This is a genomic window from Deinococcus rubellus (assembly GCF_025244745.1).
GTDB lineage: Bacteria > Deinococcota > Deinococci > Deinococcales > Deinococcaceae > Deinococcus > Deinococcus rubellus.
This window is the reverse complement of record NZ_CP104213.1, coordinates 270,993-291,841: the sequence shown is the minus strand read 5'-3', so window position 1 is coordinate 291,841 and position 20,849 is coordinate 270,993. Positions and strand designations below refer to the sequence as shown.

21 protein-coding genes are annotated in these 20,849 nt (G+C 67.5%); 9 read left to right on the top strand and 12 right to left on the bottom strand.

Annotation, left to right across the window (positions count from 1 at the left end; genetic code table 11):
- Positions 1 to 151: 151 nt before the first annotated feature.
- On the top strand, positions 152 to 1,024 hold the full coding sequence (locus N0D28_RS01580; RefSeq protein ID WP_260560664.1) for a DUF4384 domain-containing protein: 873 nt from the start codon (positions 152 to 154) through the stop codon (positions 1,022 to 1,024).
- A gap of 66 nt (positions 1,025 to 1,090) precedes the next feature.
- On the opposite strand, the gene N0D28_RS01575 is transcribed toward N0D28_RS01580, so the two are convergent.
- From N0D28_RS01575 to def, 7 genes are all read right to left on the bottom strand, one after another.
- Positions 1,091 to 1,540: a CHRD domain-containing protein gene (locus tag N0D28_RS01575; protein WP_260560663.1), complete on the bottom strand. Its 450-nt coding sequence runs from the start codon at positions 1,538 to 1,540 to the stop codon at positions 1,091 to 1,093.
- A 48-nt stretch (positions 1,541 to 1,588) separates the two neighbouring features.
- Complete coding sequence (locus N0D28_RS01570) at positions 1,589 to 2,326, bottom strand: cupredoxin domain-containing protein (protein ID WP_260560662.1); 738 nt, start codon at positions 2,324 to 2,326, stop codon at positions 1,589 to 1,591.
- Between the two features lie 72 nt (positions 2,327 to 2,398).
- Entirely contained in the window at positions 2,399 to 3,838 is a 1,440-nt protein-coding gene (locus N0D28_RS01565) for an ATP-binding cassette domain-containing protein (protein WP_260560661.1), read from the bottom strand.
- A gap of 14 nt (positions 3,839 to 3,852) precedes the next feature.
- On the bottom strand, positions 3,853 to 4,812 hold the full coding sequence (locus N0D28_RS01560) for a CdaR family protein (protein ID WP_260560660.1): 960 nt from the start codon (positions 4,810 to 4,812) through the stop codon (positions 3,853 to 3,855).
- A complete protein-coding gene (cdaA, locus tag N0D28_RS01555; RefSeq protein WP_260560659.1) occupies positions 4,809 to 5,543 on the bottom strand; it encodes a diadenylate cyclase CdaA in 735 nt (244 codons plus the stop codon). Before cdaA ends, N0D28_RS01560 begins: the two co-directional genes overlap by 4 nt.
- A 117-nt stretch (positions 5,544 to 5,660) precedes the next feature.
- The gene (fmt, locus tag N0D28_RS01550) at positions 5,661 to 6,608 is read right to left on the bottom strand and encodes a methionyl-tRNA formyltransferase (RefSeq protein WP_260560658.1); all 948 of its coding nucleotides are present in this window, start codon (positions 6,606 to 6,608) and stop codon (positions 5,661 to 5,663) included.
- On the bottom strand, positions 6,605 to 7,240 hold the full coding sequence (def, locus tag N0D28_RS01545) for a peptide deformylase (protein WP_260560657.1): 636 nt from the start codon (positions 7,238 to 7,240) through the stop codon (positions 6,605 to 6,607). Before def ends, fmt begins: the two co-directional genes overlap by 4 nt.
- Positions 7,241 to 7,323: 83 nt before the next feature.
- Between def and N0D28_RS01540 the strand changes: the two genes are divergently transcribed.
- The 4 genes from N0D28_RS01540 to N0D28_RS01525 all read left to right on the top strand — a co-directional run bounded on the left by N0D28_RS01540 (position 7,324) and on the right by N0D28_RS01525 (position 10,268).
- Positions 7,324 to 7,851, top strand: a complete 528-nt coding sequence (locus N0D28_RS01540) for a DcrB/PsbP domain-containing protein (protein ID WP_260560656.1) — start codon at positions 7,324 to 7,326, stop codon at positions 7,849 to 7,851.
- 167 nt (positions 7,852 to 8,018) lie between these two features.
- A complete protein-coding gene (locus N0D28_RS01535; RefSeq protein ID WP_260560655.1) occupies positions 8,019 to 8,498 on the top strand; it encodes a hypothetical protein in 480 nt (159 codons plus the stop codon).
- A gap of 102 nt (positions 8,499 to 8,600) precedes the next feature.
- On the top strand, positions 8,601 to 9,662 hold the full coding sequence (locus tag N0D28_RS01530; protein WP_260560654.1) for a M20/M25/M40 family metallo-hydrolase: 1,062 nt from the start codon (positions 8,601 to 8,603) through the stop codon (positions 9,660 to 9,662).
- A 225-nt stretch (positions 9,663 to 9,887) separates the two neighbouring features.
- Entirely contained in the window at positions 9,888 to 10,268 is a 381-nt protein-coding gene (locus tag N0D28_RS01525; RefSeq protein ID WP_260560653.1) for a hypothetical protein, read from the top strand.
- Positions 10,269 to 10,284: 16 nt separating this feature from the next.
- Here the strand turns inward: N0D28_RS01525 and ilvA are convergent, their stop codons facing one another.
- Both ilvA and N0D28_RS01515 read right to left on the bottom strand, forming a co-directional pair.
- Entirely contained in the window at positions 10,285 to 11,790 is a 1,506-nt protein-coding gene (ilvA, locus tag N0D28_RS01520) for a threonine ammonia-lyase, biosynthetic (RefSeq protein ID WP_376777680.1), read from the bottom strand.
- A 202-nt stretch (positions 11,791 to 11,992) separates the two neighbouring features.
- Positions 11,993 to 13,138 carry an FAD-dependent oxidoreductase gene (locus N0D28_RS01515; protein ID WP_260560651.1) on the bottom strand — a complete coding sequence of 382 codons (1,146 nt, stop codon included), beginning with the start codon at positions 13,136 to 13,138 and terminating at the stop codon, positions 11,993 to 11,995.
- A 93-nt stretch (positions 13,139 to 13,231) separates the two neighbouring features.
- Here N0D28_RS01515 and N0D28_RS01510 point away from each other — a divergent pair, with 93 nt between their 5' ends.
- From N0D28_RS01510 to N0D28_RS01500, 3 genes are read left to right on the top strand one after another with little or no spacing between them, the layout of a single operon-like run.
- Positions 13,232 to 14,518, top strand: coding sequence for a SpoIID/LytB domain-containing protein (locus N0D28_RS01510; protein ID WP_260560650.1), 1,287 nt, complete (start codon positions 13,232 to 13,234; stop codon positions 14,516 to 14,518).
- Complete coding sequence (locus tag N0D28_RS01505) at positions 14,515 to 17,403, top strand: LPS-assembly protein LptD (protein WP_260560649.1); 2,889 nt, start codon at positions 14,515 to 14,517, stop codon at positions 17,401 to 17,403. Before N0D28_RS01510 ends, N0D28_RS01505 begins: the two co-directional genes overlap by 4 nt.
- A 24-nt stretch (positions 17,404 to 17,427) precedes the next feature.
- Positions 17,428 to 18,462, top strand: a complete 1,035-nt coding sequence (locus N0D28_RS01500) for a hypothetical protein (protein WP_260560648.1) — start codon at positions 17,428 to 17,430, stop codon at positions 18,460 to 18,462.
- A 61-nt stretch (positions 18,463 to 18,523) separates the two neighbouring features.
- Here N0D28_RS01500 and N0D28_RS01495 read toward each other — a convergent pair whose 3' ends face one another.
- Genes N0D28_RS01495 through N0D28_RS01485 form a run of 3 tightly spaced genes read right to left on the bottom strand, consistent with a single transcriptional unit; the run spans position 18,524 to position 19,612 of the window.
- On the bottom strand, positions 18,524 to 18,898 hold the full coding sequence (locus N0D28_RS01495) for a VanZ family protein (RefSeq protein ID WP_260560647.1): 375 nt from the start codon (positions 18,896 to 18,898) through the stop codon (positions 18,524 to 18,526).
- Complete coding sequence (locus N0D28_RS01490; protein ID WP_260560646.1) at positions 18,895 to 19,371, bottom strand: VOC family protein; 477 nt, start codon at positions 19,369 to 19,371, stop codon at positions 18,895 to 18,897. Before N0D28_RS01490 ends, N0D28_RS01495 begins: the two co-directional genes overlap by 4 nt.
- 10 nt (positions 19,372 to 19,381) lie before the next feature.
- On the bottom strand, positions 19,382 to 19,612 hold the full coding sequence (locus N0D28_RS01485; RefSeq protein ID WP_260560645.1) for a hypothetical protein: 231 nt from the start codon (positions 19,610 to 19,612) through the stop codon (positions 19,382 to 19,384).
- 196 nt (positions 19,613 to 19,808) lie between these two features.
- Here N0D28_RS01485 and N0D28_RS01480 point away from each other — a divergent pair, with 196 nt between their 5' ends.
- Entirely contained in the window at positions 19,809 to 20,798 is a 990-nt protein-coding gene (locus tag N0D28_RS01480) for a biotin--[acetyl-CoA-carboxylase] ligase (protein ID WP_312846427.1), read from the top strand.
- The last annotated feature ends 51 nt before the right edge of the window (positions 20,799 to 20,849 follow it).

Here is a 20,849-nt window from a genome sequence, read left to right as displayed (position 1 = left end):
GCCCATGCTAACGCCGTGCGAGCGAGCGCAAAGGAAGGGGCGGCGGATTGTGCAGGGTCGCAGGCGAACTGACGCTCCCATGAGAGTTTTCCCGCGATCCCTTGGGGCGCAGCGTCAGTTCGGCGTCAGTGCGCCGGGTCACACTGTGGACATGAAAAAGACCCTGCTCTCCGCCGCTGCCATCGGCCTCTCGCTCGGCCTCCTGAGCGCGCCCGCCCACGCCACGCCCAAGATCAGTGCCCAGAGCATTATCGTCAACCCGGTGCAGGCCTCGCTCGGGGTGCAGGTCTGGACCGACCGCGACAGCTCCGGTTCGCAGACGCCCAACTACGTGCCCGGCGACAAGATCCGCCTCTACACCCGCGTCAGCCGTGACGCCTACGTCTACCTCTTCAACGTGGACCCCAACGGTCAGGTCGACATGATCTTGCCCAACCGCTATGCGGGCGGCGCGAACTACGTCAGGGCCAACACCGTCAAGGTGTTCCCGGCGGCGGGCGATCAGTTCACCTTCGACATCGCCGCCCCCTACGGCCTCAACAAGGTACTGGCGCTGGCCAGCCTGACCCCGCTGAACACCTCCTCGATTGCGGGCTTCACCAACAGCCAGAGCAACTTCGCGGTGAGCAATGTGCAGGGTCAGCAGCAGCTCGCCCAGGCGCTGAGCATCGTGGTCAACCCGGTTCAGAATCCGATTCCGCAAAACAGCTGGATCACCGATGTGGCCTTCTACAACGTGGCTTACGGCTCGAATGGCTCGGCCCCCGTTTACGACAACTCGCCGGTGACGACGCTGCCCACCTGGAACAACCAGCAGCAGTGGCGCTCACAGTTCGAGAGCCAGCAGACCGTGGCCCAGGTCTACATCAGCTACGCCAACGAGCTGCAACGCCGGGGCTACAAGCTGGTCAACCGCGACGACCGTGGCAACACCGTCAACGCCCGCTTTCAGGGTGATGACAATGCCCAGCTGATCATCACCGTGCGCGGCGGCAAGTTCGACGTGCAGATCATTCGCCGCTAAACCAGACCCAACGTGAAAGGTGGCCTCCCACAAGCTGGGGAGGCCACCTTTCACGTTGGCGGGTGCTCAGCCCTTGGCCATCTTCACTGGCGCACACAGCGGCACGACGCTGGGGTCACTGGCATAGTGGACGTTGATGTAGGCACCCAGATCACCGGCGATCTTGCTCACGTCAGTGCTCAGCATGACCTTGGCACTCCCGGTGGCGTCAGCGGTGAAATTGGGAAACCCGACAGAAACGGGGCCGTTGGACGCGCACGGATCAGTGCTCGAATCCGGGCCGAAGGCGTGGTAGTGGGCAATGTAGGCTTTACCGGGCGTCAGACCGCTGAGGGTCAGGGTGGTTTTGCTCATGCCCATGCCGTCGGCCACCACTGCCGCCGTGCCCATCGCCGACGGATCTGCCTCTACTGCGTTGTGCTTGAAGGTGTAAGTGGTGGGCTTGGCCATCATCATGGCGCACGACCCCAGCAGCGACATGGCCGCCATTCCCAGAACAATATTGCTTCCTTTCATGATGATCTCCTCGTCTTGCTTCGAATTTGCTGCATTTGACGTCCGCTCTCAGCGGTTGGTCACAGTGATGGTCCCGCTCATGCCTTCATGATACGAGCAGTAAAACGAATACACCCCAGCCTGTTTGAAGGTGAAACTGTAGGTATCGCCGTGGTGCAGGTCTCCGGACTGGGGACCGGCGGCGGTGGTGGATTTGACGTTGTGGGTGATCTGGCCGTCGTGTGTCCAGGTCACGGTGTCGCCCACCTTGATACTGAGGGTAGAGGGGCGAAAGGCATTGTCGATGATGCTGACCTTCTGCACGCTGACCGGCGCGGGCGCGGCTTTAACATTCGGCACGGCGACCTTCAGCACGGCGGCGCACAGCGGCACGCTGGCCAGGTCGCTCGCCAGGTGGACATTCACATACGCGCCCGCGTTGCCAGCCAGCACGCCTGGCGCGGCGCTCAGCTTGACGCTGGCCCGCCCCTGCGCGTCGGACTTGAATGCAGGGAACCCCAGCGTCACCGGACCATCGGAGTCGCACACCGAAGCCCCTGGCTGAGCGCCCAGCGCGTGGTAATGAGCGGCGTAGGCGGTCTGGGGCGTCAGGCCGCTGAGACTCAGCAGTGATTCGGTGCGCCCGGAATCCAGCGTCTGCACCGTCAGCTGACCGGCGGCCTGAGGCTCAAGGCTCAAGGGCAGATTGTGACGAAATGGGTAGACGGCGGCGGGCGCGGCCAGCGAGAGGCCCAGATTCAGGGCGGCACAACCAACGAGGATACGGGCAAATAACCTGGGCAGCATAAGAGTGACCTCAGTCAGTGATACGCCTCAGTGTACTCGTCTGGATGTTGGAGCGAAAAAATAAAGCTTGTCTTAAGTGCTGGGAAGAGGTTGCGTGACCTTTCCCCCGTCCAGCTCCAGGTGGTGCGTCAGTCCCGGCGGCGCGTCTTCCTCGCGGTGGGCGATGACCAGCAGGTGCGTGCCGCCGCGCGTCCATTCGCCCAGCAGGTCCAGCACCCCGGCGCGCGTGCCCACATCCAGAAAGTCTAGCCCCTCGTCCAGAATCAGCAGCCGGGGGCGGTGAACCAGGGCGCGGCCCAGCAGCAGCCGCCGCAACTGGCCCTGCGAGAGCGTGTCGGCAGGGCGCGTCAGCAGATCGCTGGCTCCCAGGCGGGCGGCCAGCGCCTCAACCTGCTGGCGCTGCTCGCCCGTCAGCGGGTGGGCGAAACCCTCGGTGCCGCCGTAAGCCGAGCCGATGACTTCCAGCCCGGTCCAGCCCCGGCGCTGGCGAATGGCGACCTCGGCTCCCAGCAGGCCGATGTGGCGCTGACGCTCGCTGAGCAGGTCACGTTTCAGGAAAGGTCGGCTGACCCGGCCCCCCAGCGAGGGGTGAAACTCCCCGGCCACCAAGCGCGCGAAGGTGCTCTTGCCGGAGCCGTTCTCGCCCGTAACCAACCAGTGCTGGCCTTCCCGCCAGGTCCAGGTGACGGGGCCGAGGGCGTGGTGGCCGTTGCGGTAGACCTCGGCATGGTCGAGCTGCACCAGGACGGGTCCGGTGGGTGCGGGCACGCTCAGCTCGAAGCGGGCCGGGCGACTGGGCGGTGCGGGCGTCAGGGTGTCCACCGCCAGCGTTCCGGCCTCGATGCGGGCGTGCCGCCAGTTCAGCTTCGGGGCTTCCTCGGGGCGGTGCGTGACCAGCACCAGCGCCGTGCCCTGGGCCACCACCGTTTCCAGCACGCCGCGCAACTCTTTGCGGGCGGCCATGCTCAGGCCGTCGGTGAATTCGTCGAGCAGCAGCGCCTGTGGGCGGGGCATCAGAGCGCGGCCCAGCAGGGCGCGGCGGCGCTGCCCGTGGCTGAGCGTGCGGAAATCGCGTTTCAGCAGGGCGTGTAGCCCCACCTGCCCGGCCACCTCGTCCAGTCTCGCCAGCGCCTCCGGCGACGCCTCCCACAGCCGCAGGGTGTCGCCCGAAAAGCCGGAGAGCAGCACGTCCGAGACTGTCTGCACCCAGTCGCGGGTCAGGTAAAAGGCTTCCTGCTCCGGCGACACCAGGGCCAGCGCTTTCATGGCCCGCACCGCCGATGTGCGCGCCTGTCCGTCCAGGACGTAGCGCCGCGTGCCGTGCGTGGGCGAGAGTTCGCCGCGCAGCAACTTGAGAAAGGTGCTCTTGCCGCCGCCGTTGGGGCCGGAAATCAGCCACGCCTCGCCGGGCCTGAGACTGAAGGTGACGTGCTGGAGCGGCGGCAGTCCGCGCCCGGTGGCGGCGTCGGTCAGTTCGGCCAGTGGGGCGGGGGCGCTGGGCAGCTGGTCCATGCTTACATTCATGGTTATTTGGTTTCCGCCTTGATCTGCACCGTCACCCGGTCAAGCACCCGCACGCCGTCGGGCACCACCAGCGGCGGCTGGCTGCTGAAGGAGCCGCTGCGGTAGGCGACGGTGGCCGTCACGCTGCTGATGGCCGCGAGCACGTCCTCGGGGCCGATCAATCTCACAGTGGCGGGTTCGATGTTCGACGACAGGACCCGCACATTGCCGGGCGGAGTATTGAGCCTGACCGGCACGCTGCGAACCGGCAGGCTGCCGCTGTCGATGCGGGCCACCGTGGTGCTGGCCGGGGTCAGGCGCACTTTGACCGGCTGGCCCTGCGCGTCGAGGGCCAGCAAGCGGGTTTCGAGCTGGTCGCCCTGAAGCAGCGTCACCGGCACCGTCACGACCCGTGCCACGCTGTCCACGACCTGACTCGGCCCGCTGACCGTCACCTGGCGCGGCGAGAGCACGTACCTCGGCACGCTGTTGTTGGGCGGGGCGGTGACGCTCAGGATGATCGGCTGGCTGCGGCTGAGTTCGGCGTCGATGCGGCCCTGCGCCACGGTGGGCACCACCTTGAGGCTGCGGGTGCCGTCGGGGCCGACCACCCGCACGGTGCGGCTGAATTCTCCGTCGGGCAGATCGGTCACGTCCACATACGCGCCGATGTCGCTGGCATTGAGCGCGCCGAGGCGCTGGCGGCTGCCGCTGAGCGTCACGCGCACGCTGGCCGGATTCAGACCGTCAATGGCCCGCTTCTCCTGGCCCCCGGTGGTGTCGCGCACGTCGAGCGCCACGTCGTAGGTCTGCTGGATGTTGGCGCGGCGGTCCTCGGTGGCGACGAACCACAGTCCGAAGGCCAGCAGCAGGGCCAGGAATTTCTGCGGCAGGTTGTGCAGCAGCCGCTGCCACCAGTAGCGCGCCGCCTGAACCGGGCGGCTGGACGCAGGTTGATGTGGATCGGGACCGGGGCGGCTCACTCGTACACCAGTTCGCGCAGGCGGTCACGCAGCTCCGCGCCGGTCAGGTCGGCACTCAGCCGCCCGCCCGTCGCCAGCCGGATGCTGCCGCGCTCCTCGCTGACCACCAGCACCACCGCGTCGGTGAGTTCCGACAGGCCGATGGCGGCGCGGTGGCGGGTGCCGTAGCGTCGGTAGATGCCGTCACTGGCCTGCAAGGGAAAGAGGCAGGCGGCGGCCATGACCCGCCCCGACTGCACGATCATGCCGCCGTCGTGCAGCGGGGCGTTGCGGGCAAACAGGGCTTCAATAAACGGCGCGCTGATCTGGGCGTCGAGCTTGACCCCGGTGGCGGCGTACTCGCCCAGCGGGGTGCGGCGCTCGATGGCGATCAGCGCGCCGGTCTTGCGCTCGGCCATGCGCTCCATCGCCCGCGAGATGTCTTGCAGGGCCGCGCCGCTGGCCCCCACATCGCGCACACGGGTGCGTCCGATCTGCTCCAGAGCGGCGCGCAGCTCGGGCTGAAAGACCACCACCAGTGCGAACAACCCCACCGGCGCAATGCGGCCCAGCAGCGAATTGAGCGCCGCCAGTTGCAGGAAGTTGGAGACCCCCCAGGCCAGCACGAACACGCCCACGCCGCGCAGCACGTTCACGGCGCGGGTGCCGCTGAGCAGCATGTAGCCCTGATAAAACAGGGTGGCCACCAGCAGGATGTCGAGCAGGTCTTTGAGTGACGAGGTGAGCAGCACAGTTAAGACCTTTCCGCCGCCCCAGCGCGGATTGATCGGGCGGCCCTCACTATACGGGCCTGGGGTCTGAGAAGCCTGGCGGCAAAGCGTCCGGCACGGTGAAATCGGTGGGTGGTGTCAAAGAGTGAGGTCGAAGTGCTCGCCCACCTTCAGCCCGCTGCCGCGTTGCCAGTCTGCCGCCGCCATCGGCTTCTTGCCTTCCGGCTGCACGGTTTTGATGAGCAGCGCGCCCTCTCCGCAGGCCAACGTCAGGCCCGCCGGAGTGACGGCCAGCAGTTCGCCGGGCCGCCCGGACCCCTGCGCCGGGCGCATGTCCAGCACCTTCAGCCGCCTGCTGCCCACGAAGGCGCTGGTCTGCGGCCAGGCGTGGACGCCCCGGTAACGGTTGTAGATGGCCTGCGCGGGGTCGTGCCAGCGCACGTCGCCGTCCGACTTCTCCAGCATCGGGGCGTGGGTGGCCTGCTCGTTGTCCTGCGGGGTGGGCGTCAGGCTGGCTAAATTATTCAGCGCCGCCACGATCAGCCGGGCCGCCTGGGATTGCAGTGCCGCTGAGAGGTCCAGGCTGGTCCAGTCGGGCAAGATGTCCAGCGCTTCCTGAAGCAGAACCGGCCCGGTGTCCATGCCGGGGTCGGTCTGCATGATGGTGGTGCCGGTGACCCCCAGGCCCGAGATCAGCGCCCACTGGATCGGGGCCGCGCCGCGCAGTTGGGGCAGCAGGCTGGTATGGGTGTTGAGAAAGCCGAAGTGCGGCACCGCCAGCAGGGAAGCGGGCAGAATCTTGCCGTAGGCGCAGGTGACAGCCACTTCCGCGCCGGAGCTTCGCAGCGCGTCTTCAAAGTCGGTGTTCTTTTTGAGCCTGGCGGGTTGTGCGAGTGTTAAGCCCAGTTCGGCGGCGCGGGCGGCGATGGGCGGCGGGGTCAGTTTCAGGCCGCGTCCCACCGGTTTGTCGGGCTGGGCCACCACCAGCACCACGTCGTGTGCGGTCCGCACCGCTTCCAGTACCGGCAGGGCGAAGGCGGGCGAGCCAAAAAAGGCCACCTTGCGGCGCAGACCTGGGCGGCTCAACCCTCCAGCTCTTTGAGGTTGGCTTTGGCCTGGCGCTGGAGGGCGCTCAACTCCTTGCGGTACTCGTCGGTGATGCTGGCGGGCAGGTGGTCCAGGAACAGCACGCCGTTGAGGTGGTCGATCTCGTGCTGGAAGACGCGCGCCAGATAATCCTCGGCCTCGATGTGCCGGGGGTTGCCGTCCAAATCGAGGTAATCGACCCGCACGGCGCGGTTGCGCTTGACGCCCTCCTCGTAGATGTTGGGAATGGAGAGACAGCCCTCAGTCATCTGGTCGTCCTTTTTCTTGTTCAGAACCGTCAGCACCGGGTTGACGAACACGAACTCGCGCAGCATCTTGCTGCGAAGCGGCTTGTCCTGTCCCTCGTTTTCCTCCTCGTCGTCCTCGTATTCGACGGCCACGAAGAGGCGCGTCGACAAGCCGACCTGCGGGGCGGCAATGCCGACGCCGCGCGCCTCGAACATGGTTTCGAGCAGAGACTTGGCGACCTGCTTGAGGTTGACCGACTCGAAGCCCGGCACGGTCACGGGGGCCGTCACGTCGGTCACGGCGTTGGCTTTGCGGCGCAGCACCGGGTCGCCGTAGAAGCGGAGCGGGTACACGCTGGGGTGGGGGCGCAGAACTTTTGGCACAGTGGGTTCATTTTAGCGGGTTCAGGGCGGGGGTGCCCGCCAACGCTCACCCTCCGTCAGCCGGGCGCTGTTAGCCTGCCGCTATGAAACGCGCCCTCCTATCGGCCCTGCTGCCCGCCGCGCTGCTCAGCTTGTTTCCGGCAGCCCAGGCCGCCACCTTCAAGAGCAAAGCCTACCCCTACACCCTCAGCGTGCCCGACGACTGGCAGAGCAAGAAAGTGCCGGGCGTGGACGTGGCGCTGGCTGCGCCGGAAGCGGGCAAGGCCGTGCCGCCCAGCCTGAACGTCTCGGTGATCAAGGTGCTGCCTGCCCTGAAAGTCACGCTGAGCGACGTGCGGCTGCTGATGCTCAAGCAGGCCAAGGAGAATGTCAAGGACCTCAACGTGCTGGGCGACAACGACATCAGTGTCAGCGGGCTGCCGGGCCATCTGCTCAACTATCTGGGCAGCCAGCAGGTGGGTGGTCAGCCGGGGGTACCGATGCACTGGATTCAGATTTTCACCCTGAAGAACAACCAGGCCTACATCCTGACCTTCGCCGCGCCGCAGGCCACCTTCGACCAGGACAAGCAGATCGCCAACAAGATGTTCAACAGCTTCAAGATCAACTGACGCAAGATCGACGGACGGTTGGACGCCGCCGGGGCACGGGCCGGAAATGTTCGTTCAGAACACTTTAGCCTCGCCTCACGCGGCCTTGATTCGCGCAGCCTAGCGTTGAAGGGCAGGAGTGTTCCGATTCATCTCCCTTTCCCACGCACCCATCAGGAGGCAGCGACATGGCATTTGATCTCAGCAGCTTAGGCAATCTGTTCGGCGGTACCCAGAACCCCCAGGCCCAGGACATGCATCAGCGCATGGCCCAGGCCGGTGACCCGCGCGACACCAACGGCGACGGCACCGTCAGCTCCGAGGAGGCCGCCGCCTACGTGCAGTCGTATTTGCAGCAGGCCAGCCCCGAGGAGCGCAGCCGTGTGCTGGGCGGTTACTTCCAGAATATGGACCCGGATCAGCGTCAGCAGATCGGCAACGCCATCGTGCAGGACCCCAACAACCCGGTGCAGAACGTGAACGCCAACGACCCACACGACCTCGCCAACGCCTACAGTCAGGCGGCCCAGGCCCCGGCCCAGAACGGCAAAAGCCCACTTGAAGCGGCGTTCTCGCAGGGCGGCATGCTCAGCAGCCCGCTGGTGAAAGCCGGACTGGTGGGGCTGGCCGGAGTGATCGGCAGCAGCCTGCTGCGCGGCAACCGCTGAGCGCGTTCTAAGCTGAATACCTGACTGCCCGTTTCATCTGAGACACTGGTGGGCGCTTTATGTCCCGCCTCAGCGAGTGGCCCGGTGGCTTAGACTGGCACCGTGCCGCTCGCCTACCTGACCCGGATCGCCCAGACGCCCGCGCCCACCTTTCATGAGGAGGTGCGGGCGCAGCTCATCGAGGAGTTGTGGCGCGAACTCGGTTACGCTCCGCAGCGCGACGCGGTGGGCAACGTGCTGCTCAAGCTGGGACCGACGTCCGGCAAGGCGTTGCTGCTGGCCTCGCACCTCGACACCGTGTTTGGCCCCGAGACTAACGTGACGGTGCGCGAGGAGGCTGGACGACTGATCGGCCCCGGCGTGGGCGACAATTCCGCGAGTCTGGCGGTGTTGACTGCCTTCCTGCGTGACCTGGACGCGTCGCAGCTTCGCCGCCCGCTGTGGCTCTCGGCCAACGTCGCCGAGGAGGGACTGGGCGATCTGCGCGGCGCGAAGGCCCTGCTCTCGGAGTACGCGGGCGAACTGGCCGCCTTCGTGGCAGTGGACGGTTATCTGGGCGTGGCGGTGACCAAGGCGGTGGGGGTCAGGCGCTACCGGGTCGTCTTCACCGGGCAGGGCGGACACTCCTGGGGCGATCAGTCGCCCAGCGCCCTGCACGCCCTGGGGCTGGCCGTCACCGCGCTCTATTCCATACCGGTGCCGAACAGCCCGCGCACCACCCTCAACGTGGGGGTGGCCTCGGGTGGCAATAGCGTCAACAGCATCGCCAGCAGCGCTGAACTGCTGCTCGATCTGAGGTCGCTGGATGCCCAGGTGCTGGCCGACCTCGACAATAAAGCCCACCACGCGGTGCGCGGCGCAGCCCGGCAGGTGGGCGTGCAGGTGCAGCTCGAAGCGGTGGGCAACCGCCCCGGCGGCGACCTGCATTCCGACATCCTGCTGCGGCTGGCACGGCTGGCCGGACAGCCGGTGGGCCTGGAGATCAAGACCGCCGCCAGCAGCACTGACGCCAACGCTGCCGCGCCGCACGGTATTCCGGCGATGGCGCTGGGCGTCTACCGGGGTGGCAATGCCCACCGCGAGGACGAGTGGGTGCAGCCCGGTAGCCTGAGCATAGGTCTGGGCGTCTTGCAGCGCTTCGTGCGCGGCTACATGCACGAATAGAACATTCGTCATAAAAATAATCGGATTTTTATGACTGGGCACAGCCAGTGGAATACATGCCAGAGCAGGTGGGAGTGGGCAGGCGTCCATATGGGCGTCCGTTCTGTCCAAGGCAGCGGGCAAGCCCCATATGGGTGCTGTTCTGCCCAAGACAGTGAAATGGGTGGGGTATTTTTCCACAGCCATGTAACGGGCACTTGCCCTGGCGGGCGCTAAGCTGACTGCATGGCCTGGCTGAGCGCGCTCTTTCTGCTGCTGCTGGCGGTGCTCACCGGCTGGATTCCGCTGCTGGGGCCGCTGGTGCTGGGGTTCTTCGCGGCCCGCTCCACGCCGGGGCCACGCGCCCTGCTGGTCATGCTGCCGGGGGTGCTGGTCATCATCCTGGGCTGGTTGGCCCTGCGCGCCGCCGAGCAGACCGCCGAGCGCTACGGCGTGAGCGCCTGGATCTGGACGGCGGTGAGCTGGCTGATCAGCCCACTGGGAACCTGGCTGGGCCGCCCGCTGACCCAACTGATCGGCCAGAGCAGCGTCCAGACCTTTGCCCTGCTGATCGCCGCGCCGCTGCTGATGGGCCTGCTGGCCGGGGCGCTGACCCGGCGACGCTGAGCCGTTGTTCAGGCCGCTACTTCAAGAAAAGCTGGTACGCCGCGTTCTGACTCATGTCGTGGGCCGGGTAGCCGAGCGCCTGCACCGATGCGAGAAAGTCGGGCAGCTCGGCGTCCGGCACCTGAATGCCCGCCAGCACCCGTCCGTGGGCGCTGCCGTGGTTGCGGTAGTGAAACAGGCTGATGTTCCAGCGGGCCTGGAGCTGGGTCAGGAAGGCCAGCAACGCGCCGGGGCGCTCGGGGAAATCGAACGAGTACAGGCGCTCGTCCTGCGCTTCTGGCGCTCGTCCCCCCACCATGTGCCGCACATGCACCTTGGCAAGTTCGTCCTCGGTCAGGTCGGTGACGGGGTAGCCCTGCGACTCCAGCCCGGCCACCAGTTCGGGGCGCTGGTCGGGGTGACCAAGTTGCACGCCCAGAAAGATGCGGGCCTCGTCGCGCGGCGCGTAGCGGTAATTGAACTCGGTGATCTGGCGCACGCCCAGCGCGGTGCAAAATGCCTTGAAGGCCCCGGCCCGCTCGGGAATGGTGACGGCCAGAATGGCTTCGCGCTGCTCCCCGATCTCGGCCCGCTCGGCCACGTGGCGCAACCTATCGAAGTTCATGTTGGCCCCGCAGGTCAGCGCCACCAGTGTCTCGCCCTGCAACTTGTGCTGACGGGCGTACTTCTTGAGACCCGCCACCGACAGCGCTCCGGCAGGTTCCATCACGGCACGGGCGTCGTCGTATACGTCCTTGATGGCCGCGCAGACTTCATCAGTGCTGACGGTGACCCACTCGTCCACATACTGACGGGCCAGCGCGAAGGTGTGTTCGCCGACCATCTTCACCGCCACGCCGTCCACGAAGAGGCCCACCGTCTCCAGTCGCACCCGCTCCCCGGCCCGCACGCTCCGGGTCATGGCGTCGGAGTCGTCGGGTTCGACGCCGATGATTCGCACGCCCGGCTTGAGCGCCTTGAGAAAGGCCGCCACACCCGCGATCAGCCCGCCGCCGCCCACCGGGACGAACACGGTGTAGGTATCGGCCTTGACCTGTGAGAGCAGTTCCAGGCCCACCGTGCCCTGCCCGGCAATCACGTCGGGGTCGTCGTAGGGATGCACGAAGGTGAGGCCGAGTTCGCGCTGGAGCTGGTAGGCGTGCGCCTCGGCGTCGCTGAACGAGTCGCCGAACAGCACCACCTCGGCTCCCCGTGCCCGGCAGGCCCGCACCTTGATCTCTGGCGTCGTCACCGGCATCACGATCACGGCCCGCACACCGAGTTTCTGGGCGCTGAAGGCCACCCCCTGCGCGTGGTTGCCCGCCGACGCGGTGATGACGCCGCGTGCCTGTTCGTCGGCGCTGAGCTGGGCCATCTTGTTGTAAGCGCCTCTGAGCTTGAACGAGAACACCGGCTGCTGATCCTCACGCTTGAGCAGCACGGTGTTGCCGAGGCGCTGAGAGAGCTGCGGGGCGGGCTGCAAGTCGGTTTCGACAGCCACGTCGTAGACCCGGCTGGTCAGCACCTGGCGTACCAGTTCCATGCCGGTAGGGGTCGTGGGGGCGTGTGGGGAAGGCGGGACAGTGGGTTCGGTCATGGGCGAATCTCCTTTGGGGCGAACAAAAAAAGCCCCCAACACGAGGTCAGGGGTCAACGGTGGGCGCGAACAATGGCCCCGGTTTACCCGGTGGTGAAAATAATTCGCGCCTGCATGGCAGGAGCATACGCTTTCGGGAATGCCAGCGTCAGCGGCCCGACTGCACAACCTGCGCTGCCAACTCCCGCGCCACGCCCGCCCCCACCGCGTCAGCCCGCTCGCCACCCAGCAGCAGCCAGTGGCGCTCGCTGAGGAGTTGATAGCACGGCCAGCCGCCTTCTGGCAGGGCCAGCCACGTGCCCGGCACGTCGCTGACGCTGCGGCCCAGTTCCAGCGCCTCGGTGCCCAGGGCGGGCAGGGCGTCCAGCGCTGAGAGCACGTCCTCCAGGGTCTCGCGGCGCAGGCCCACCGGCACGCCGCTCAGCCTGCCGCCCGTCGGCAGGTAGCCGTGCGGGTCGCGGTGGTGAATGGGGGGAATGACGGTGAAGCCCCCAGCATGGGGCCGCAGCGTCAGGCCCGCCGCCCGGATGATCGGAGTTGCGTCGCTGGTCGGCAGGTTCAGCCTCGGCCCCTGCCGGTAAGCTCGGGCATGGTGTGTCACCGTGCCCAGTGTGTTCTCGGCCAGGGCCGGTCCCCCCGCGCCTGCCGCCACGATGACCTGGGAGGCCTCCAGTTGGTGCGTTTCGTGAACGACGATTCTATGCGTGTTGGTCACGCTCAGGCGGCGAAGTTCTACACCGGTGGGCGTGGGCCGCGCTTCCACGTTCAGCATCAGATCGGCCCCGGCCCGCACGGCGCTCTGGGCGGCGCGGGTGGTCAGCGAGGCGGGGCTGAAGGTGAGGGCGTCGGGATGCAGGCGGGCGTATGGAAGGAGAACCGGATCAAAGAGGCCGGGGGGCAGGTTGCCCAGGGTTGAGACGGCCACGCTTCCCGCCGCTGCCTCCGGCAGCAGTTCCACCAGGCCGCGCGGCAGGGTTGGGGCGTCGTTGGGGCCGCTCAATCCCAGGCCGCCCTCGGCCCCGCTCAGCTCGCCGGTGATCAGGCGGCGGGTGAAGTCAGCCTGCCCACGCTTTTCTCCCGGCACGCCCAGTCCCGACCAGATGCCGGGAGCCAGAATGGTCGCGCCCTCCTCGTTGGGCAGGCCGCCCTGGTCAAGCAGGAGGAGCCGCAAGTCAGGCCATCTCAGCATCAGAAAGTGCGCCGCCAGAGTACCCATCCGGCCCGCGCCCAGCACCACCACGTCGTAGGGCGTGGGCGTGAAGGCTTGTCCGACGTGTGCGTAGACCTGATTCATGTCCGGCAGTATGCCCTCTGGCCCCCTGCGCTCTCACCGGCCTGGGCGGGGTTCTCACGTCCCGTGCCAGAGAAATTGGTTAAGCTAGCCTTCATGCGTCTTTTGCCCGCGCTGCTTTCCGCCTTCGCCGCCCTCGCTGCCGCGCCGCTGTGTGCTGCCCAGAACGTGCGGGTGCTGATTGCCAGCAAGGCGACGCTGAGTGTCAACACCGCGCCGACCTCAGCCGGGCCCGGCAGCGCCAGTGCGCCGACCATCTGGAACATCGGGGTGCGCGGCGGCAAGCTGACCCTGGGCGGTCAGGACACCGGCAACGCGCTGCTGAGCTTGCCCGCCAATGTGGGCGGCACCCTGGAAGTCGCCGGACACCGCTACCGGGGCGGGCTGATTCTGCGGGCCACGCCGGGCGGTGTGCAGGCCATCAACGTCGTTGACCTGGAAGATTACCTGCGCGGCGTGGTGCCCGCCGAGATGCCGCCCCTGTGGGCCGCTGCGGCGGTGCGCGCCCAGGCCATCATCGCCCGGACCTACGCTGCCGCGCGCATCAACCCGGCGGCTCCCTACGACCTGTGCGCCACCACCCAGTGCCAGGTCTACGAGGGCGTTGCCAAAGAGCATCCCCTCTCGGACGCTGCCGTCCTGGAGACCCGCGCCGAGGTGGTCAGCAGCGGCGGCAAGCTGGCCGACACCTACTTCTCGGCGGATTCGGGCGGCTACACCGCCAGCAGCCTGGAAGCCTGGGGCCGCGATATTCCTTACCTGAAGGCCCAGCCGGACCCGACGTCGCCCACAGCCCAGAAACCCTGGGTCATCACGGCCCCGCTGGGCGATGTGGAAGAGGTGGCAGCCCGCTACGGCGTCAAGCTCGGTCCATTGAGCAGCGTGAGTGTCAGCAAGGCCAGCACCTCCGGGCGGGTCATCCAGCTGAGTTTCAGCGGCGAAAACGGTACCCAGACCCTCGCCGGGGCCGACGCGGGCGGCTTCGTGCGCTCGCTGGGGGCCAAGTCGTCCAGGGTGAAGCTGAGCGTGGACGGTGGGCTGCTCACCCTGACGGGCAGCGGCTCCGGGCATGGCGTGGGGCTGTCGCAGTGGGGAGCCAGGGGCCTGGCCGAGAGCGGCAAGAGCGATCTGGCGCTGCTCGCCTTCTACTACCCCGGCGCGCAGATCAGCGTGCTGACCGAGGCCCAGGCCAATACCCGTCCGCAGCTCGGCCCCACCCTGCCGCTGGCGGTGGCGGCGCGGCAGGGCAGTGCGCCCGGACAGCCCGCGCGGACTGAATTGACTGCCGAAGTGACCCCCGACCTGCTGCTGGAACCTGACCTTTTCCCTGCTCTCATTGCTGATCTGCTGATTCCCGGTCCAGCGGCCCGCCTGACGTTGTGAGCCGGACCACAGCTGCTGTCTCCCGCGCTCCGGCGCTCTTCCAGCCGCGCCGCCAGCGCCTGGGCGGGGCCGTGCTGCTCGCTGGACTGCTGGCGCTGTGCCTCGGAAGCGCTCAGGCCCGCACTGTCCGCATCATCCAGGCCGACCGGCTCGAACTCAACAAGGTCGACGACCAGGAGATCGTCGTCATCAGCGGCGAGCGGGTGGAACTGCGCATCGACAACGACGTGGTGGTGGCGACCCGCGTGGAGTTTAACCGCAGCCGCCGCACCCTGACCCTGATCGGGCCGGGCCGCTACGACGCGGTGGATGACAAGGGCGCGGTGCAGCATCTGGTCGGCTCGGACCTGGTGGTCAACCTCGGCAACCAGGCGGTGAGCGGCGAGGACGTGATCATCAGTGACGCCGACCTGGAAATTCGCGGCGAGGCCGTCGAGCGGGTGCCGGGGCAGCTCAGCGCCCAGAACAGCTATTTCACGCCCTGCGCCAAGTGCGGACGCACCCCCAACGACTACGCTTTCAAGGCCAAACGGCTGCTGCTCTACCCCGGTGACCGCCTGATTGGCTACCAGGTCACCCTGCTGCTGGCGGGCGTGCCGGTGCTGTACCTGCCCATCGTGGCGCTGCCGCTCAACGAGCCGTCGCGCCAGCCCAAGCTGAGTTACACCAACGACGCCGTGGACGGGCGCACCTTCAAGGCCGATCTGCCGTTCGCCTTCAGCGACAACGTGCTGGGCACCACCTTTTTGCGCTACTACCAGAACCGCTCACCCAGTTTCGGCGGCGGCGGCGAGTTCACCGTCTACGCGCCGCTGCCGAGTCTTGACCGCCTGAGCGTTTCCGGGCTGGCCGAACCCAACCCGGTCAATCCGGACGGCACGTTCACTTCCGGCTACGCCGTCAATTACAGCCTCACGGCCAGGGGGCACGCCGACCTTGAGAACACCGCGCCCGGCGGCCTGACCTACAGCGTCTCGGCGGTGCGCCAGGACATCGGGCTGGATCCCACCAACCCCAACAAGGGCGTCACCACCATCAACGGTCAGGCCGACGTGACCCTCACCAACGTCAAGACCTTCGGCAACGTCAAGTTGAGCGTGACGGTGGCCGACCTGCGCGGCCCGGAGCCGACCACCGCCCTGGGCGCGCCGCTCAAGAAGCCGGAAGTGGTGATCGATCCCGGTGCGTACCTGGTGACCTACCGCAACGGCAGCACCCTCAGCGCCAACTTCAAGTTCACGGTGGGCAATTACGTGGCGGCCAGCAACCCGCTGAGCCGCGCCGCCAGCCTGCAAGGCCCCAACTACGCCACCGCCCGCTTGCAGGAGGAACACCAGATCACCTACCTGGCGCGGCCCTGGACGAACGCCGACCTGAACGTGACCAACACCTTCACGGGCCGCTACTACCTCAGCGGGCAGCGGGTGGTGGACCTCAGCCTGTCCGCCAGCCTGACCCAGGCGTTCGGGGTGCGCGTTCTCAGCGGCGGGTACACACCCACTTACAATGCCTACGGCACGGCGCTGAATTTGCCGAGCAGCGCGGGCAGCTTCACGGTGGGCTACAAGTACCTGCGCCGCGAGGGCGTCAGCCCGTTCGCCTTCGACCGCATCGACAGCAAGCTGCTCAGCGCGCCGCTGGGCGTGGCCCTCAATCTGACGCCCGGCTCCGGGGTGGCGGTGCAGCTCTCGCAGAATTACGACCTGATTCTGCCCGCCGACCAGCAGTCCGCCGCCGATTTGAACGTCAGCGTGTCGCAGGAACCGGTGCAGCTCAGCCTCGATGTCAGGAACAATTTCTTCAAGGGCACATTGGAGAGCGTGACCGCCAGCGGTTCGTTCGGGGCATCGGCGGCGCGTGGCCTGAACGTCTCGTTTGCGGGCAGCTATACCAGTCTGGCCGGTCCTGGCCCTTTTACCACCAGCGTCAAGGCGATTGGCGGCGTGCGGACCAACACCTTCGGGGTGTCGCTGGTGCAAGACCTCCAGAAGCGGGTGCTGCAAAGCGTGACGGTCAGCGCGGCGGCGGTGGCGACCCGCGACGCGGTGATCAACCCGGTGACGCTAAGCCTGAGCGAGACCGTCAATCTGCAAAGTCCCCACCTCGACGGCAGCCTCAACGTCAACTGGCGCGGCTACGCCTTTTCCAGCACCCACAGCCTGACCCTGCCCAAAGGCAGTTTGCAAAACGCCAGTTCTCAAAACACCTTCACCAACGACACGCTGTATTTCAGTGTGGGCAACGTGCCGGGCGGGTACGCGCAGAACTACGGTGCGGCCACCCAGATCTCGCCCAGCAGCCTGACCTGGAATCTCCAGTACGGCGGTCCCTATGACCTGGGCACAACGGGCTGGACCCGCCCGACGCTCACGGGGGCGCTCACAGCGGCCCGCCCGGCCCAGCGCATCAGCGCCCAGGCGACCCTGGCCATGCCCGGTAGCCAGCAGAAGGACGCTCTTTATGTGCAGAGTGCCAGCCTCAGCGGCGACTGGCAGTTTGGCCGCCGGGTGGCGCTCAGCGGGCTGGCCAGCTACACCCGCGCGCCCGTCTACGGCCCCGATCAGCCGCTGAACGAGACGCTGAGCCTGCAACCGCTGGCCTTCAACTTCACCTTTGGCCGGAATGACCGGCCCGACGCCTCGCTGACCGCCACCTTCCAGCAGACGCTGACCTGGGTCAACGGAGTCCGCACCGACACCACGCCGCTGCAACCGGTGCTGCTGCTCACGGTGGACCGCTGCTGCTGGGCGTTTCAGGCCGAGATCAACCCGATTGCCAGACGCTTCCGGGTCGGGCTGGTCATTCCCGGCTCGGGCAACGTCTCGGCCTTCGAGAACACCGCCGGGGTCAGCAAGTTCCCGATTTTCAACCTCAACAACAAGTAACCTCGATACCTCAAGGAGCCGATCATGCGCCGACTGACCTACCTGCTCACCCTGAGCCTGCTGCCCGCGCTGCTGGCGGCCTGCACCGGCACCACCGAGGATGCGGTGACGATCCGGCTGGCGGTCCTGTCGGGCACCGGCAGCGCGGCGATGATCAGCGCGGTTGATGTGGGCCAGCCCGACCCGCAGCTCAGCGCCAGTGTGCCGGGGGCGGTGGACCTGGAAGCCCTGCCGGGCGGCACGGGGTTGGCCCTGCTCTACGGCGACCATCTGGAAGTCCGCACTCCCAACCTGGCCGCCCCGACCAACTGGCCCAATCCCAGCGATCTGGCCTTCAAGCCCTGCTACGTCAAGCTGGAGGCCAGTGTGGCGCGTGACCGGCTGGCGGCCCTATCGGACTGCGGCAACGGGGCGCTGCAACAGGTGGTGGTGTGGCGCAGCGACGGCAGCGTCTCGATGAGCGCCAGCCTGCCCGCGCCCACCCCCAGTACGCCGCTGCAAACCCAGCTGGCAGTGCAGGGCGATGTGGTATGGGCGGTGCATCCGGCAGTGGGTGGCGGCTCGGAGCTGATCCGCGTTCTTCGCAATATCGACGGCAGCAGCAGCCTCAGCACGCCCATCACACTGCCCACCATCAACGACCTGGCCTTTTACAAGGGCGCGGTCTATGTCGCCACCGAAACTGGCGTCCAGACGCTGAGCGACACCGGTACCCTCACGGCCCTGCCTGCCGCCGCCCAGCTTGGCAGCGCCGCTTCGAGCCTCTACACCAATGACCGCTTGCTGGGAAGTTGGCGCAGCACCTCCAGCGCCCCGCTGCTGATCTGGAACGGCACCACGACGGGCGTTCCGGCCTACTTCAGCGATCTGCGCGATTTGACCTACGCGCCCGACGGTACCCTCTACGCCCTCAGCGACACCACCCTCAGCCAGTACGACAGCGCCTACGGCCTGGCGGGCAGCGGCTGGCGCGGCGCGAACCTGGCCAGCTTCAACAACCCGCGCGCCGTGACCTGGCTGATTCCGCTGAACGGTCCGGCAACCGAAGCCCAGCCTTAGAGCATTGGTGGTAAAAATACGCCTACTTTTACCACCGACCAACGGAAGTAGAACACAGGCTCTAGGGTGTCCCGCGTCGCCTGGACAGACCGGGCCACCACTCGCGCAGGCCGCTGCCCAGCCAGACGCTCCCGGCCCAGCCGCCCAGCAGATCAAACCACCAGTCCTGAAGACCCGCCTCGCGCCCCGGCACGAATGCCTGATGCATTTCGTCGAAGGCACCGAACCAGGCCGCCAGAATCCAGCCAGTGGCCCCCGAGCCGGACGCCCGCCCCAGGCAGAAGCCCAGCGCTGCGTAGCTCAGAAGGTGCGCCGCCCAGTCGAGTGGGTGCGGCAGCGGTAGGCCCAGCGGGTCGGCGCGGCTACTCAGCCACCACAGCAGGGCCATCAGTGCCAGCGCGGGCCACCACCACACCCGGTTGGCGGCGGGCCTCAAGCACCACTCCCGCTGGGGTGTTCGACCAGTTCGATCAGCGTGCCTGCGCCCCATTTCGGGTGCAGAAAGGCGACCCGCGTTCCGGCCCGGCCCGCACGCGGCTCGTCATTCAGGAAGTTTGCGCCCGCCGCCCGCAGCCGCCGCATCTCGGTCTCCAGATTGCCGACCCGCAGCGCCAGGTGGTGCAGCCCCGCGCCCTGCCGCGTGAGAAACGTCGCCACCGGGCTGTCCGGGCGGGTGGGGGAGAGCACCTCGATCAGGCTGCCCCCCACCACAAAGGCCCGCACCCGCACGCCCTGGCCCTCCACCCCCTCGTCCGGCCCCTCGGGATGCAGCCCCAGCGCCAGGTACGGGGCGCTGCCACTCTCCAGATCGGGGGCGGCAATTGCCACATGGTCCAGGGTCAGGTGGCCCAATTCAAGTTGAGCCAGTGCAAGCGGGGCGGGAGGCGGTTCACGGTTTGGCCCGGTCATGCCCATCAGTTTATGTCAGCGCCGCAGCGGGAACGTGCTGGGCTGAGGCAGGCCGCGCCGGGCGCACGAACGCCTCGGTCTGGTCGTCGGCGTAGATTTCCACCGAGACGCTCACCGACACGCAGGCAGGCAGCTCGGAAAGGTCGCGGTAGAGATGACCTCCGTGCAGGCCAGACAGGGGCAGGCCCAGCAGCGGTGGGGCGGGTTCGGGAGAGTCGGGCAGACTGGCCGGGTCGTACATACGAAGACTCCTGGGATGGACCGTGCGTGCACGGAAAGGCAGAGCGGCGTTAGCGACGTTGTGATGAACCCTCAGTCAAGCACGCTGGGCTGCCGGGCAGATAGGAGCTTCTTTAGAGCGCCCCCAGGTTGGCCTTGAGCGGCTGCCCATCTCGCGGGTTTGCGCTGGTCCGGTCCGGCGCGTCAGACTGCCCGGCGTGACCTCCCTGCCTGACCAACTGCTCGCCGCCCTGACGGAATGCCCGCAACTCCCGGCGACCCTGGCAGCGCGGCTCGGCCTTCACCCGGACAAGCTGGCCGATCTGGCGCTTCAGCTCCAGGCACTGGGTGTGCCGCTGGAGCACTTGGTCCAGGGCTATGCCCTGCGGCCCGGCACGCCGACGCCCGCCGCGCTGCGGGCCGCCGGGTTTTCGGGTACCTACCGCTATCTGCCGCAGGTTACCAGCACCCAAGACGAACTGCGCCGCTGGGCCGACGACCCGGCTGATCCGGCCCCGGTGGGCGCGGCGCTGCTGGCCGAGTCGCAACTCGCCGGACGCGGGCGGCGCGGGCGGGTATGGCAGACAGCGGGCGGGGAGGACGACCCGTCCAGCCTGAAGACAGCGGCAGGGCTCACTTTCAGCGTGCTGCTGGCCCCGCAGCACCTTGGTCGCCTGCCACTGCTGCCGCTGGCAGCGGGCGTGGCGCTGCGGGAAGCCTGCCTGGAATGTCTGCCTGCTGCTGCCGAGCCGCCGGGCTTGAAGTGGCCCAACGACCTGATCACGGAAGATGGCCGCAAGCTGGCGGGCATTTTGCTGGAAGCCGAGGTGCGCGGCGGGTCGGTGCGCCGGGCAGTGCTGGGCATTGGCCTCAACGTCACGGCTGCGCCCCCCGGCGCGGTGGGCCTGGCCGACCTCGCGCCGGGACACGTTTTTCGCCGGGCTGAGCTGCTCGCGGCCATTCTGCGGGCGCTTGGTGGCTGGCTCAGCGCCCCGGACGCCGAGATCCTGGGTGGCTGGCGAATCGCCAACCGCACCCTGGGCCGCCGGGTGCAGGTGCAGACTTCCGGCGGCCCAGTCAGCGGGCAGGCCCAGAGGCTGACCGACAGCGGCGAGCTGCAAGTCGTCACCGACGCAGGCAAGGTGCTGATGATCGGGGCGGGCGACGTGGAACTGATCGGGGAATTGGCGGCTGGAACGGAGCGCTAAGTCGCCCCCTGACCCCTGTCCGGCAGTCTCGCCGACGCAGCGTGAAGGCGG

What these genes read in the sequence shown, in the direction of transcription:
- N0D28_RS01485 (WP_260560645.1), bottom strand. Translation starts at nt 19,612, where the DNA reads ATGTACGACCCGGCCAGTCTGCCCGACTCTCCCGAACCCGCCCCACCG.
- N0D28_RS01565 (WP_260560661.1), bottom strand. Translation starts at nt 3,838, where the DNA reads ATGGACCAGCTGCCCAGCGCCCCCGCCCCACTGGCCGAACTGACCGAC.
- N0D28_RS01525 (WP_260560653.1), top strand. Translation starts at nt 9,888, where the DNA reads ATGGCCTGGCTGAGCGCGCTCTTTCTGCTGCTGCTGGCGGTGCTCACC.
- ilvA (WP_376777680.1), bottom strand. Translation starts at nt 11,790, where the DNA reads ATGGAACTGGTACGCCAGGTGCTGACCAGCCGGGTCTACGACGTGGCT.
- N0D28_RS01535 (WP_260560655.1), top strand. Translation starts at nt 8,019, where the DNA reads ATGGCATTTGATCTCAGCAGCTTAGGCAATCTGTTCGGCGGTACCCAG.
- N0D28_RS01575 (WP_260560663.1), bottom strand. Translation starts at nt 1,540, where the DNA reads ATGAAAGGAAGCAATATTGTTCTGGGAATGGCGGCCATGTCGCTGCTG.
- N0D28_RS01500 (WP_260560648.1), top strand. Translation starts at nt 17,428, where the DNA reads ATGCGCCGACTGACCTACCTGCTCACCCTGAGCCTGCTGCCCGCGCTG.
- N0D28_RS01570 (WP_260560662.1), bottom strand. Translation starts at nt 2,326, where the DNA reads ATGCTGCCCAGGTTATTTGCCCGTATCCTCGTTGGTTGTGCCGCCCTG.
- N0D28_RS01490 (WP_260560646.1), bottom strand. Translation starts at nt 19,371, where the DNA reads ATGACCGGGCCAAACCGTGAACCGCCTCCCGCCCCGCTTGCACTGGCT.
- N0D28_RS01540 (WP_260560656.1), top strand. Translation starts at nt 7,324, where the DNA reads ATGAAACGCGCCCTCCTATCGGCCCTGCTGCCCGCCGCGCTGCTCAGC.
- N0D28_RS01515 (WP_260560651.1), bottom strand. Translation starts at nt 13,138, where the DNA reads ATGAATCAGGTCTACGCACACGTCGGACAAGCCTTCACGCCCACGCCC.
- N0D28_RS01510 (WP_260560650.1), top strand. Translation starts at nt 13,232, where the DNA reads ATGCGTCTTTTGCCCGCGCTGCTTTCCGCCTTCGCCGCCCTCGCTGCC.
- N0D28_RS01580 (WP_260560664.1), top strand. Translation starts at nt 152, where the DNA reads ATGAAAAAGACCCTGCTCTCCGCCGCTGCCATCGGCCTCTCGCTCGGC.